Origin of the sequence: Mesorhizobium sp. M1050 (assembly GCF_040318715.1) — a bacterium.
GTDB lineage: Bacteria > Pseudomonadota > Alphaproteobacteria > Rhizobiales > Rhizobiaceae > Mesorhizobium.
The window spans coordinates 55,445-69,171 of the sequence record NZ_JAMYMV010000016.1 but is presented as its reverse complement, the minus strand read 5'-3'; the positions used below and the strand labels follow the sequence as shown (position 1 = coordinate 69,171).

General features: G+C 60.8%; 12 protein-coding genes. 5 read left to right on the top strand and 7 right to left on the bottom strand.

The genetic code is table 11. The features are described 5' to 3' along the window. Nucleotides 1-4 precede the first annotated feature (4 nt). The 5 genes from NKH57_RS12190 to NKH57_RS12170 all read right to left on the bottom strand — a co-directional run bounded on the left by NKH57_RS12190 (nt 5) and on the right by NKH57_RS12170 (nt 5,238). Nucleotides 5-1,084: a glycosyltransferase gene (locus NKH57_RS12190; protein WP_352944428.1), complete on the bottom strand. Its 1,080-nt coding sequence runs from the start codon at nt 1,082-1,084 to the stop codon at nt 5-7. A 31-nt stretch (nt 1,085-1,115) separates the two neighbouring features. Further along, a complete protein-coding gene (locus tag NKH57_RS12185; protein WP_352944426.1) occupies nt 1,116-2,447 on the bottom strand; it encodes a UDP-glucose dehydrogenase family protein in 1,332 nt (443 codons plus the stop codon). Nucleotides 2,448-2,514: 67 nt separating this feature from the next. After that, nucleotides 2,515-3,378 (bottom strand): endo-1,3-1,4-beta-glycanase ExoK, encoded by an 864-nt coding sequence (gene exoK / locus NKH57_RS12180; RefSeq protein WP_352944424.1) that lies wholly within the window; start codon nt 3,376-3,378, stop codon nt 2,515-2,517. Nucleotides 3,379-3,529: 151 nt separating this feature from the next. Continuing rightward, a complete protein-coding gene (locus tag NKH57_RS12175) occupies nt 3,530-3,925 on the bottom strand; it encodes a hypothetical protein (RefSeq protein WP_352944422.1) in 396 nt (131 codons plus the stop codon). Between the two features lie 290 nt (nt 3,926-4,215). Further along, nucleotides 4,216-5,238 carry a glycosyltransferase gene (locus tag NKH57_RS12170; RefSeq protein WP_352608165.1) on the bottom strand — a complete coding sequence of 341 codons (1,023 nt, stop codon included), beginning with the start codon at nt 5,236-5,238 and terminating at the stop codon, nt 4,216-4,218. Here NKH57_RS12170 and NKH57_RS12165 point away from each other — a divergent pair. After that, nucleotides 5,237-5,434, top strand: coding sequence for a hypothetical protein (locus NKH57_RS12165; RefSeq protein ID WP_352944420.1), 198 nt, complete (start codon nt 5,237-5,239; stop codon nt 5,432-5,434). The two genes, NKH57_RS12170 and NKH57_RS12165, sit on opposite strands and share 2 nt — an antisense overlap. 407 nt (nt 5,435-5,841) lie before the next feature. Here the strand turns inward: NKH57_RS12165 and NKH57_RS12160 are convergent, their stop codons facing one another. Beyond that, on the bottom strand, nt 5,842-6,114 hold the full coding sequence (locus NKH57_RS12160; protein ID WP_352944418.1) for an exopolysaccharide production repressor protein: 273 nt from the start codon (nt 6,112-6,114) through the stop codon (nt 5,842-5,844). 604 nt (nt 6,115-6,718) lie between these two features. On the opposite strand from NKH57_RS12160, the gene NKH57_RS12155 reads away from it, so the two are divergent. Both NKH57_RS12155 and NKH57_RS12150 read left to right on the top strand, forming a co-directional pair. Further along, complete coding sequence (locus NKH57_RS12155; protein WP_023761497.1) at nt 6,719-7,396, top strand: sugar transferase; 678 nt, start codon at nt 6,719-6,721, stop codon at nt 7,394-7,396. Nucleotides 7,397-7,496: 100 nt separating this feature from the next. Then, on the top strand, nt 7,497-8,765 hold the full coding sequence (locus NKH57_RS12150; RefSeq protein WP_031260783.1) for a polysaccharide biosynthesis/export family protein: 1,269 nt from the start codon (nt 7,497-7,499) through the stop codon (nt 8,763-8,765). 166 nt (nt 8,766-8,931) lie between these two features. Here NKH57_RS12150 and NKH57_RS12145 read toward each other — a convergent pair whose 3' ends face one another. Continuing rightward, on the bottom strand, nt 8,932-10,245 hold the full coding sequence (locus NKH57_RS12145; RefSeq protein ID WP_352944416.1) for an O-antigen ligase family protein: 1,314 nt from the start codon (nt 10,243-10,245) through the stop codon (nt 8,932-8,934). 530 nt (nt 10,246-10,775) lie between these two features. On the opposite strand from NKH57_RS12145, the gene NKH57_RS12140 reads away from it, so the two are divergent. Both NKH57_RS12140 and NKH57_RS12135 read left to right on the top strand, forming a co-directional pair. After that, the gene (locus tag NKH57_RS12140; protein ID WP_352944414.1) at nt 10,776-12,125 is read left to right on the top strand and encodes a glucoamylase family protein; all 1,350 of its coding nucleotides are present in this window, start codon (nt 10,776-10,778) and stop codon (nt 12,123-12,125) included. Next, complete coding sequence (locus tag NKH57_RS12135) at nt 12,115-13,644, top strand: mercuric reductase (protein WP_352944412.1); 1,530 nt, start codon at nt 12,115-12,117, stop codon at nt 13,642-13,644. Before NKH57_RS12140 ends, NKH57_RS12135 begins: the two co-directional genes overlap by 11 nt. Nucleotides 13,645-13,727: the final 83 nt, after the last annotated feature.

Sequence of the window (13,727 nt, the reverse complement as noted above, 5' to 3'; positions counted from 1 at the left end):
CGTCTTAGGCAGCCCGCTCCAGGCCGACACGCCGAGCGCTGTCGAGAACGTCCATGAACGTGGCGAACTGACGGTCCGGGTTCATTTGCGGTCGCTCTGAAAACTGAGTCGCCGCCGCCGATAGACGCTTGTACTCGGCGTCGTCGCTCCACAGCCGTCTGACGGCCGAGACCCAGTCGGCAAGCGGTGCGTCGTAGTCCAGCACCACGCCGCCGGAGCCGATCGCTTCCGGCAGACCGCCGCGACGTGAGCCGACCACGGGAATGCCGCTGCAATGCGCTTCCGAGGCTACCCTGCCCCAGGCCTCTTCCCATTTGCTGGGTGCAAGCAGTATCTTCGTGCGGCCGTAGACCGTCTTCATGTCACTGGTGCGGCCTTCCAGCTTGACGTTTTGCAATGGAGAGATCGTCGCTTCGATCCGGGCCCGGTGATCGTCATCGAGCTTCCAGCTTTCGACGAACAGGAATGGGATCTCAGGACAGGCGGCGGCAATGCGGACTGCAAGGTCGAAGCCTTTTTCCTCATAGGGATTGATGAGCGTGACAAATTCACCGGTCGTCGGTGTGCAGTAGAACGCGGGATTGATGGTCGGCGGAATGACCGTCGAATCGATATCGAATTTTGCCTTGTAGGTGCGCGCCGTGAACTCGGAATTGGCGATATAGAGCGCCGAATGCAGGTCGCGCAGGTCGCCGGCCAGTTCGCGGAATTCGACATTCCTCAGATAGACGACGACGGGCACGCCTTCGGCCTGCAGTGCCCTGCCGATCGGAACCGAGTTGTGACATTGCACCACGGCAACATCCGGCCTCAGCTTTTCGACCGCAAAGCCGACCGCTTCCCAGGGAAACCATGCCCGAACCACCGGATAGCCCGGGAAAGTGTCGATGACGGCGCGCTGACGAAGGAGCTTCATCTTGGCGCGCGCCCTGAAGCCGAACATGCCATCGCCGAACAGCGCCGCCAGAACGGAAGCATCATGACCGTTCTCGCGCAATTGTTCCACCAGATGGTGGGTGCTCGACTGCACGCCGCCGCTGAATTGCGGCGTGTAGCCGCTGCCGCCTGCAAACAGAACTTTCATGGACCTGGCTCCTTGTTGTGCCGCCCTCCCGTCACGCCGCCATTCTGCCGATCGAGTGATATTCGATGCCATGGCGGGCGATGACCTTGGGGTCATAGAGGTTGCGGCCGTCGAAGATGATCGGTGTGGTCAGTGCATCTCGCAGCGCGTCGAAGGACGGCGCGCGGAAACTCTTCCATTCGGTGGCGATCAGCAGCGCATCGGCGCCGCGCAGTGCCGCCTCCTTGGTGCCGCACAGAAGCAGGTCGTCGCGCAGCCCGTAGATGGCCTGGCATTCCTGCATCGCCTCGGGATCATAGGCTTGCACATTGGCGCCGGCCTTCCAAAGCGCTTCCATCAGCGTCCGCGCCGGAGCCTCGCGCATGTCGTCGGTGTCGGGCTTGAAGGCGAGACCCCACAGCGCAAAGGTCTTGCCCTTGAGGTTGCCCTTGAAATAGCGGTCCACCTTGTCGAAGAGAACCGATTTCTGGGCGTTGTTGCGCTCCTCGACCGCGCGCAGCAGCTTGGCATCGAACTGGACGCCTTCGGCGGTCTTGATCAGCGCGCGCACGTCCTTTGGGAAGCAGGAGCCGCCATAACCAAGACCCGGATAGATGAAATGGTAGCCGATGCGCGGATCGCTGCCGATGCCCTTGCGGACCTCCTCGATGTCGGCGCCGAGCTGCTCGGCCAAATTGGCCATCTCGTTCATGAAGCTGATCTTGGTCGCCAGCATGCAATTGGCGGCATATTTGGTGAATTCGGCGCTGCGCACGTCCATCACGATCATCTTCTCGTGGTTGCGGTTGAACGGCGCGTAAAGTTCTCGCATCACCGCCTCGGTGTCCTCGCTGCCGGTGCCGACGATGATCCGATCCGGCTTCATGCAGTCGGCGACCGCGGACCCTTCCTTGAGGAATTCCGGGTTGGACGCGACGTCGAAGGTCAGATCCTCGCGGCCTCGTTTCTTCAGCGTTTCGGCGATCCTGGCCTTGACCTTTTCGCAGGTGCCGACCGGCACCGTCGACTTGCCGACGACGATCTTCGATTTGTCCATCTCGCGGCCGATGGTCTCGGCGACGGCCAGCACATATTTGAGGTCGGCCGAGCCGTCCTCGCCGGGCGGCGTGCCGACCGCGATCATCTGAATCTCGCCATGCCTGACGGCAGCGGCGGCATCGGTGGTGAACTTGATTCGGCCGGCGGCGTGGTTCTCCCTGACCAGGCTTTCCAGTCCAGGTTCGAAGATGGGAACCAGGCCCTGATTGAGCCGCTCGACCTTGGCGGCGTCTATGTCGACGCACACCACCTGGTGCCCGACTTCGGCAAGTACCGCCGCCTGTACGAGGCCAACATAGCCAATTCCAAACACCGTCAAATTCATTCGGTTTCGTTCCCATGCAAGGCAGCGGGCCGTTTTCGGCCCGGCCAGTTCAACACGACTTTCCCAACTACTTTACGCTGCATGCCAGCGATTCCGGAAATTGACAGGGTTCCCCCTGGGCCGTGAATGCGACGCGGTCGATTTGCAGCGAAAGTTTGCGGCCCGGATCCGTGAAAGCGCCCATCCAGCCGGTCATCGTATCGCTGCCCCAGAAGCTGAAGAATATTTTCTGCGCATGGGTCGGCAATTTCGCCGGATCGGTAATGGTGTTGACCAGCTGACCGTTCACGTACCAGCGCAAACTGTCCTTGTGCCAGACGAAGGCGTAATCGTTGAAAGCACTCTCGGTGCCACCCGGCACGTCGACCAGCTTCTCGTTCTTGCCCTTGCCCGCAATATAGGCGTTGACCTGCACCTTGGAAGTGTTCTTGGTCAGGACCTCGAAATCGATCTCATCCCAAGGCTGCTTGTCGGATGGACCGATATAGGAGAAGAACGCAGCATTAAGGCCGGAGCCGGTATCGGTCTTCATCCGCGCCTCATAGGTGCCATAGCCGAAGCGCTGCTTGGTCTGGACCTCGCCGCAGGCAAACTCACGGTTTTTCAGTTGCTGCTTCTCGAAGCCCAGCGACAGCACCCCGTCCGAAAGGCTGACCTGTCGCTTCGACCAGGTGCAATTCTGATGGCTGCCATTGCTCCAGCCGTCGGAAACATACCAGCGAGCACGATCGAAGCTTTTGAAATCGTCGACAAAGGACGGCGATGTCGGAATGTCCTGCGCATAGGAGGGGGTTACCAGGAAACTTCCAAGCGCAGCCAGCAGCAAGGCACTGAGCGAACGCAATCGCCGCCGGCTGGCTTGCGCGGTCCGCTGTGCGAGCGGCGGTGCGTCAAATGCTGTCGTGGACGTAGGTTTCGGATCCGAATTCATATCAAACTCACCTTTGCGCTGCGCGTCCCCAACCCAAAGTCGACGTTCGAACCGCTCCTGAAACGGGCAACCTTGACCTGCTTTTGTGACCCTCCCGAATTGCTTTTCCTGCCTTGCATCAAATCCGTTGAACAGTTTCGAGCCGTCACCATCAACCTCTGCTGGCGCCCGCAGGCCTGGCGAATTTGGCCGCTATTTCCGAGCCGGCATTGTCATCGAAGACCATATGCAGTGAATGACGGAGGTCTTTCATCATGCCGTCCTGGCGCGACAGCGCCGCGATGCGGCGTTCGCAATTCAGGATCGACTGTGTCAGCGCGCTGACTTCCGAAGACCGCTTGTCGGAGGCGGAGCCGTTTTCCATCGCTTCGATCAGGAAGGCGGCATTGGTCGCCTTGGTCCGGTAGCGATTCTCAAGCCCGGCTTTCTCGGACTCGATCTCGGCCGCGATCTGCTCGAACAGCTTTGCCAGGCGATCAAGGCGCGAAACGTCGGTCTGCCGGTCGCGGGCCGGATCCCTTGATCTGAAACCGAATATCGAGGCCATGAACTCAGATTCCCGTCATCGCCGGCTTTTGGGCCGGGCTTCTGGCCGATCCCCGCAGCCGGGGCTCAGAAAACTCGTGTCGCATTGTCCTGCTCCAATCAAGGAGACATCAGACCAATCCGATCGGGGGCCAGTTCGGCTGGTCATCCAATTTGCTGCACCGCACCATAGACTGCCATCGTCGGAGCCGACAGGCAACCACCCAATTCGTAAACTCATAAATCCGGCCGAAATGGTTTGCGTGATGAACGTGCCCTTGGTGAATAGATCGCGCCTGATCGGCGCCGCTGTCAACGTTGCTTGCCCATGCTGGTTCCGGCCATCAGAAAACGCAGCGGCGGCACGTGCTTCTGCCTGGACACGAGGCCAACACGGCGAAACAGCGCCTCAAGCTTGTCGGAAGCGACGCCCTGCACGATAGGAACGAGGTTGGATTGGCTTGATAAGGCGTAGGCAGCGGCCGATGCCAGCCCCCGCTCGGCCTTGACGTCGAGGAAATTGCGCAGCCGGTACTTGTCGCGCACGTGCCGCTCATGCCGCCGCAGCACCGCTTTCGAGCCTTCCGGCAGGGTGTCGATCGCCAGCAGCGCCAGGTCCGCATCGGCCAGACGCTTCAGATCCTGCGTCTTGTGGCGGCCGCTCAGCGAATCGGCGCGGACGATGGCGCCGTAGCCGCAGGAGCGAATGACCTTGAACCGCGCCCCGCGGGCGACCGCGCGGGCGTAGAGTTCATAGTCCTCGCCCAGCCGCAGGCCCTCGTCGTAGCGCAAGCCATGGCGGTCGAGGAACGCGCGGCTGATCACCGGCTTCAAAAAGCCAAGTTCACCCCTTTGCACGCGGCGCCTGGAAATGTTGCCTTCGACGAAGCGCTCGAAATCGAGGAATTCCGGATCGGCGGCAAACTGCGGCGCGACGATTTTCGTCGCGTCGCCTGTCGCGTCATCCCTGATCAGCATGATGTTGTCTGCCGCGAAATCCCAATCGGCGCCGGCGAACAGGTTGCGAAATCGGCCTTCAAGGAAAAAATCGTCGGCATCGAGAATGCTGATGAACGGCGATTTCGAGCCGGCGATGGCTGCGTTGCGGGCAAAGGAGGGGCCGCGATTGATATCGAGGCGCATCACCTTGAGCCGCCCGCTACCATCGTCTGCGGATCGCGCGACATCAGCGGTGTCGTCGGTGGATGCGTCATCGACGACGACGACCTCCGCCACTTCCGCCTCACGCAACGCGGACGCGATAGCGACAGCGATCGTCGCTGCCGCGTTTCTTGCCGCGATGATCACGCAGACCTCGGATTTCGTCATCGACATGGATTTGCCTCTCGTACAGGTGATATCGCTTTGCCCTCGCCCCGTACTTGCCGTCGCCGCGAGTCATATGCTGTTCGCCGAGGAAGCGGACCAAGGCGTAGGCACGTCGCCGGCGTCGGCGTCCGGCCCGGCGAAAGCAGGCCTGCACATAGGCCACCTCGTCGTCACAGTCGGCGGCGCGCAATCCTTCGTATGAACCATCCGGCAAGGCCACTTTGGCGCACAGTCTCCCAAAGAAAGCGGTTGCGCGACGCTTATGCTGCAGTTGCGAAGCAAGCATCACCAAAAACCTCGATGCCGTAAAGCCCTTCCTTTTGCCGTGCGGAATTTTGCAGCCAGAGCGTCACCAAGATCGCCCTGCCCTACGCACAGGAATCTGCTCTAAAGATCTCGGGGTTTGGGCACGGCTCACATGGGGTGACGCCGGCAACCTGCAATTGATCGACAGATGGTAACAGCCTTGATCCATAAAAGGCTACCATGCGGCCGTATCGCCGAGGCCAATGTCAGCGGCTGAAGGAAAAACCGGCAGGCGGCCGTCGAGGATGCCGTCGGGATCGGAGAGCGAACCCGCCAACGTGGCGTAAGGCTGATAAGCCGCGACTAGTGCAGGCCGCGCCTTGCGCTCAGCTTCTCGCCTTCGGCAACCTCGGGCGCATTCAGTTTTCGCTCAGCGTCACGAGCCATGTCGGCCGGCGTCGGCGGGCTCCTGGCGATCATGGCATAGACGAGCACGAAGTAACCCGCCTGGATGACAACCGCGCAGATGATGACGCGCACCAGTATTGTGCCTATCGATACGCCGCCCAACCAGGACCAGCCGACCACGATAGCCAGAGCGAAAATCATCCCGAGGATGAATTTTGGAAGTGCCATACCCAACAGCCCATAAACCGGCTCGGGTACATATAACGTTTTTGCCCCACCCGAGCGCCGTCCCTTGTCATGTGGGCTTGTTAAGGTCGCCCACTCTCGGCCGGTTGCTTCCGGCCTTTTCTACCTGTCGCCACTGTGACAGATATAATTTGCAATTCTATTAAGACGAGCAGTAGGCGGCAAGGGCAACTCCGGATATTTTTCATCGGGCTTTTGCGATCGACTCCGCCATGCTGCAACGCACGCAACGAGATTCAAGCCGATCTCCCGCCATCAGCATTTTTCAGTAGAATAGCCAATATTGAGTAGTATTTTAGATGGTTTTGTCCAAGCACCGCCTAGCGCTAAAGCACTAACATGCGCCGCACCTTGGTCGGCAGGTAGGCTTGCCTAAAAACCGCCCTACAAATGTCGGTATTTTTCCGACTATGCCCATTTCTTGTCACAAACGTGCTAAGTACGCCGAAATTTGTGCATGACTAGCTTATTATTTAGTCAATTCATGACGCGACTATTTCAAAGCGGTTGGAAATTGTGTGTTGCGCTGCAACATTTTTTTGGTATCTTGCCGCGAACCATTCGTTCAACGCATGGAGTTTATGGCATGAGGGATGTTGCCAAGTCGGCCACAGCGGGCTTTTCGCAGGCTGACATCGATTTTCCGCCGCCGATCGGCGGCCTGCTCAAACGCAGTTTCGACATTACCGGTTCACTGATTGGCTTGATCGCTCTCAGCCCACTGTTCGTCATGATAGCGCTGCTCGTCAAGTTTTCCGACGGCGGCTCGATCTTCTACGGCCACAGGCGAATCGGGCGCGGCGGGCGGATTTTTTCGTGCCTGAAGTTCCGCACCATGGTTCCGGACGGCGACAAGGTGCTGGCGGCCTATCTCGCCACCAACCCGGACGCCAACGCCGAGTGGATCGCGACCCGCAAGCTGAAGAACGACCCGCGCGTCACCCGTGTCGGAGCCGTACTGAGGAAACTCAGCCTGGATGAACTGCCGCAGATCATCAACATCCTGCAGGGCGACATGAGCCTAGTCGGCCCTCGTCCGGTCGTGCGCGACGAGCTGGAAATCTATGGCACGTCAGCGGTCTACTACCTGAAATCTCGCCCGGGCCTGACCGGCCTGTGGCAGGTCAGCGGGCGCAACGATGTGTCCTATGACAGCCGCGTCGCCTTCGACCGCCACTATGTCGAGAACTGGTCGCTGTTCGAGGACGTTCGCATCATCATCAAGACCGTCCCGGCCGTCTGGATGTCGCGCGGCTCTTACTGACCGGCCGGTGGCCAACGCCAGACATTGGCGCCGGCCATTCGACGCAAGCTCATCGGGCGATGGGGCTAAAGCGGATCGGAATGTTCAGTTGAAAAAAGATATGTTCGAAGCCCTTCGCAGCAGCCCGGTTTCCGGCCGCCTGCGGCGGGCGCGTTTGCTGGCCACATGCCTCGCCATGTCGCTCGTCGTCCCCCACATCGCCGTCGCAGGCGACTACCGCCTCGGCTCGCAGGACAAACTCACCATTCGAGTTGCCGAATGGCAGACCGTGGAAGGCACGTTTCGTGACTGGTCGGCGGTGAATGGCGAGTACACGGTCGGTCCATCGGGCACGCTGTCGGTGCCGTTCGTCGGCGAAGTGCCGGCAGCAGGCAAGACCACGTCCGAAATCGCAACGACGATCGGTGAGGCGCTGCAACGCAAGCTCGCTCTGTCGGATAGGCCGGAAGCCTCGGTCGAAATGGCGCAGTTCCGGCCATTCTACATTTCGGGCGAAGTACAGAACCCCGGCAAATTTCCTTATGTGCCCGACCTGACAGTGTTGCAGGCGATCAGCGTCGCCGGTGGCATCAGGCGAAACCCCGACTATGGTCCTCAGCTAGGCAAGGATCTGGTCACAGCCAAGGGTAACTTCGATATCTCTGACGACTTGCGCATTCGGCTAATCGTCAAGCGCGCCCGCATCGACGCGGACATGACCGGCAAGACAAGTTTCGACGTACCGAAGGAGGTCGAGGGCGATCCGAGACTGCCAGCCATCGTCGCCGACGAGATGACGATCCTGACGGCCGACCAAAAAGCGCTAAAGCTGAAACTCGAGGCGCTCGACGAGCTGAAGAGGGTTCTACAGTCCGAGATCGAATCCCTGCAGAAGAAGATCGTCAACCAGCAGCAGCAGGTCGATCTGGCGCAGCAGCAACTCACCAGCATCGGCCCGCTGGCGCAGAAAGGCCTGATCGCCAACGCCCGACTGCTGGATTCGCGCCAAAACGTTGCCGATCTGCAGGGCAAGATCCTGGACTACGAAACGGCCATCCTCACCGCCAAACAGGCGATCAGCAAGGCTACGCAGGATGCCATCGATGCCCAGAATACCTTGAGTTCAAGGCTCGCCACCGACCGGCAGCAGACCGAAGCCGAGCTGAACGAGGCGGCGCTGAAGGCGAATATGCAGAAAGGCCTGATCGCCCAGGCAACCGATCCTGCCACGACGGCGGCCGCCAGTGCTACCAACGAAGAGCCTACCCTGCTCTACACACTGGTGAGAATCGTCGACGGCAAGACCAGCGAAATTGCCGCGAAGGAAGATACGCCGGTGCTGCCTGGCGATGTGATCAAGGTCAAGCTGGCGCCGCTGGCCAGCCAATAGACGCCGGCACCGCATACCATCCAGTGTGGGTTGGGACGTGTCTCAGTTCTGAAAATTTGAAATCAGCGTTGGGCGGCTTGATGTTGGCCCGAGCCGAGGCAATGCGCATGACCTGGACGGCATTGCCGATTTCATGAGCGCCTGTTTCAACCTGCGAGCCGGCAGGTCATGACGGATCGGCGGCCGCCGGACGGCCGGCATGCCGGGGCCAATCGGCCTCTCCCCTGGCCTCTGCCTGCTGCTGCAGGGCCTGCGCCCGTCGCGTGCGGGTAACGGGCACTCGCGCCAGCTTGAAGAAGCTGAAATACATCAGGAAAGAGCCCATGATGTAGGGATTGAGTATCTCGACCTCGACGAAGGAGCGGATCAGCAGCAGCACCATCACGCCGGCGAGGATCACCGAATCCGCCTGCCATGTCCTGAAGATCACAGCGGCAATGTGGCCGTAGAGCGTGCGCAGCATGATCAGCGATACCAGCGTTGCCCCGACGAAGCCAAGTTCGACGAGGGCTTCGATATAGGTGTTGTGGAAGTGGAACCCGGTGCGTGTGGTAATGTAGAATTCGTTCCACAGCCGCTCGGCTTCGGCGAAACCCTGCACCCAATAGGCGGCATAGCCAACACCGAGAATTGGCGATTTCTGCACGGTATTCCAGCCCTGTTCCCACAGATAGGTCCGCCCGGTCAACGTGGAATCCTTGCCGAAGAGGCCGAGGACGAAGTCCATCAGCCCGAGATTCAAGGCGACAAAGGCAACCACGACCAGCAGCCCGGCGCCGATCAGGAAGATCACGCGGCGATAGCGCCGTGACAAAAGTTTGCTCATCGCAAGAAGCGCCACCAGCGCCAGAACCGCCGGGATCGAGGCCATCGAGGTGGCGGAATGCGAGACGATCAGCACATAGGCCGACAGCAGCACGACGGGCGCCGTCAGGATGAGGCTCAGCCGGCCGCGCCTGTAAAAGGCGAGGAAGACGGCGCAGAAATAGATGCCGAGCGAACCGACAAAGCCTATCTGGTTCTTGGAAGCGAAGGCGCCGACAAAGTTGACGGTGCCATCCAGAACGTCTTCGGAATAGTTCGCGACCTTCAGCGAATAGATGAGGACGACGAATATCCCGACCAGAGCACCTATGGTCAGCGTGCGCACGCTGACGGTGCGCGCAGCGACATAGGCGCAGGCTATATGGGAAAAATACTGGACGGCCGTTCTCGCCGTGACGCCGGGCGCCTGCGACCAGACGACGGAGGAGCAGACATAGGCCGCAAACAGCAACGGCAGCCAGGCGCTGGACAGTTGGCGCATAAACCGCCGGTAGTCGACCAGGATGAGCGGAAGCCAGACCGCATAATAGGCGAGAATCAGCACCTGGCCGAAAATGACGGAGTAGGAAAACGCCCAGATCGACACGGCCACGGCAAAGGCGCCATAGACCGAATTTTTCTCGGGATCGATCAGCAACGACTTTGGAATCTTCATCTCAGAGTCCCGCCGGCACGACCCACGGCCGGCAAGCCATGAGCCGGCCGGAATTTTCGCAAACATGGGCGTGCAATAACGGCGTCTCCATTGTGCAGCGCAATATAACCTATCGCGCCCAGCGCTCAATGGCAAATCCGGTCACCTTGTCTTACAGCGAGGCATTTGCGGAGAGGCGCCCGGCAGCACATCGACTTCATACTGCCAAAGATACAGATGGCCCGCGTTGGCGAGATCGACGAGTGCCGCTAACCTCTGCGGATCGCCTCGGAGGAGTGCTCGTTCACGACGGCCGCCATGTTCGACTTTTCCAGCGGCCGCGCCACCTACTAAGCAGGACGCATCTCAATTCCGCGTGACGGTGCAACGAACGGGTGCGTAGCGGCGTATAATCGCAGACTTCGAATCGACGGAGACGCAACAAAGCTATGCGGGGAAAGTCATGACACGGCGTGACAGTTCGGCAATGACCCGCCGGTGCTATGCCACCGCTTGGCAATTGACAGCAATCGGGCGGGAGGTTGCTTCTTTTGCTTAAGGTCGAACCTGCCGTGCTGTCCGACGACGAGCTTCTGGAGCGCTATCAGCGCGCCGCCTTCGATTATTTCATCGAGAACGTGAACCCGGAAAACGGACTGGTCGCCGATACGTCGCGGCCGAATTCGCCGGCCAGCATCGCTGTCGTCGGTTTCGCGCTGTCCTGCTACCCAATCGGCGTCGAGCGCGGCTGGATGGCGCGCGACGCGGCCGTGAAGCTGACGCTTGCCGCCTTGCGTTTCTTCTCGACCAGCCGGCAAGGCAATGGCGACGAGGTCACCGGCCACAAGGGTTTTTACTACCATTTCCTCGACATGCGGACCGGCCTGCGCGTCTGGCGCTGCGAACTGTCGATGGTGGATACGGCATTGTTGATATCAGGCATGCTGGTGGCAGGCGCCTATTTCTCCGACGACGATGGCGACGAAGCCGAAATCCGCCAACTGGCCGAGGCGCTCTACCGGCGCGTCGACTGGCGGTGGGCGCAAGGCTCGAGCCCGACGCTCCGGCAGGGCTGGAAGCCGAACAGCGGCTTTCTCCACTATGGCTGGGAAGGCTACAACGAAGCGACGATCCTCTACGTGCTGTCGATGGCCTCGCCCGACAACCCGACCTCGGACGACAGCTACGAGGGTTGGACGGCGACCTATCAGTGGGAAAACATCTACGGCTACGACGTGCTCTATGGCGGTCCTCTGTTCATGCACCAGTTCTCGCATGCCTGGATCGACTTCGCCGGCATCCGCGACGCTTTCATGCGTGAGAAGAACTCGGACTATTTCGAAAACAGCCGCCGTTCGACGTACCTGCACCGCGACTATGCGCGCCACAACCCTTACGGCTACGGCGGCTACGACGCGAACCTGTGGGGACTTTCGGCGGGCGACGGACCTGGCAGCTTTCGTGCCAGCGTACAGCGACAGCGTCGCCGGTTTTCCGGCTATGCCGCGCGCGGCGCGCCTTTCGGGCCGGACGATGGAACGATCGCCCCATGGTCCTGTCTGGCGTCGCTGCCCTTCGCGCCGGATATCTGCCTGGCGGCTTTGCGCCATCTCAGGGACCGCTACCCCGAGGTGATTGACAATTTCCGGCTGCCGAGCGGCTTCAATCCGACATTGGCCAACCGGCGAAAATTCGGCCGCAACGGCTGGGTGTCGGAAGGCCATTTCGGGTTGGATCAGGGCATCGTGGTGATGATGATCGAGAACCATCGGTCGCGCCTGATCTGGGAACTGATGCGGTCCAACCCGCACATCCGCCGCGGCCTGGGCAGAGCCGGATTCAGCGGCGGTTGGCTGTCTCAGCCGGCAAGACCGGCGTCAGGTGGTGGCGATGTCGCGTGACCGGACCATGGCCACCACCTTCCCTGTCGATCGCAATGACATCGAGCTGATCAGGGGTGCCCATCCACCGCTGTGGAAAAACCCTGAGCCCAATGGCCCATACAATCTTCTCGTCATCGGCGCCGGGCCGGCCGGCTTGACCGCTGCCAGCGAGGCGGCAAACCTCGGTGCGAAAGTCGCGCTGATCGAGCGCGGGCTGATCGGCGGCACCTGCATCAATGTCGGCTGCATCCCGTCGAAAGCGATCATCCGCACGGCCAGGCTCTATGCCGATATGCGCGATGCCGAAAATCTTGGCGGCGACACGCCGGACCGTCTTCGCATCGACTTTCAGCGGGCAATGACGAGGATGCGGCAGATCCGGCAGCGGATCAGCCGCGCCGATTCGGCTGCGAGCGTGGTTTCCGCAGGCATCGACCTCTACTTCGGCGAAGCACGTTTTTCCGGGCCGGACGAGGTCACGGTTGCCGGGAAGACTCTGCGTTTCAAGAAGGCGCTGGTCGCGACGGGAGCGCGTCCGGCCCTGCCGACGATTCCGGGCCTCACCGAGGCCGGCTATCTCAGCAACGAAACGATGTTCGATCTCACTGAGTGCCCGAAACGGCTTCTGGTCATTGGCGGCGGACCGCTCGGGTGCGAGGCGGCGCAGGCCTTCTGCCAGCTGGGCGCCAGCGTCATCCTGGTGCAGCGGGAGCCGATGTTTCTGCCTGGCGAGGAACGCGACGCCGCCCAGATCCTTTCCGACGCGCTGGCGCGCGAAGGGGTCGAGGTTCGCCTGAATACCGAGGCGGTGGCGGTACGGACAGAAGGCGGCAAGAAGCTCGCCGACCTTGTGTGCGACGGCGACACGATGACGGTTTCCGTCGACGAGATCATCACCGGCATCGGCCGTTCGCCCAATGTCGACGGGCTCGACCTGGAGAACGCCGGGGTGGCGTATGACGCCACCGGGATCAAAGTGGACGACTATCTGAGAACCACCAATCCGCGCATCTATGCGGCGGGCGACGTCTGCCTCGCATACAAATTCACCCATACCGCCGAGGCGACGGCGCGGATTGTTGTGGGCAATGCCCTGTTTCTCGGACGCAGGAAATTAAGCGAACTGGTTATTCCGTGGTGCACCTACACCGATCCGGAGATCGCCCATGTCGGCCTCTATCCAACGGAGGCGCGCCAGAACGGCATCCCGGTCAAGACCTATACGGTGCTGATGCACGACGTCGCCCGCGCAGTCATGGACGGCGAGGAGGAGGGTTTCGCCAAAATCCACGTCAGGGAGGGGTCCGACCGCATCCTGGGTGCCACGATCGTCGCCAGTCATGCGGGCGAGATGATCAATGCGGTGTCGCTGGCGATCAAGTCGGGCATGGGATTGCACGCGCTGGCCGACGTCATCCACCCTTTCCCGACGCAGGCACAAGGCATAAAAATGGCCGGCGACGCCTATCGGCGGACAAAGCTCACCTCATCCTGGAAACATCTGGCGGGCCGCTGGCTGGCCTGGTCCAGGCGGTGACCACGTCGTGCTCCGGCGCAAAGTCCAGAGCGCCCGCTGCTCAATCATCGTGCTGTGCGGGACCTGCTTCGCATACACGCGTC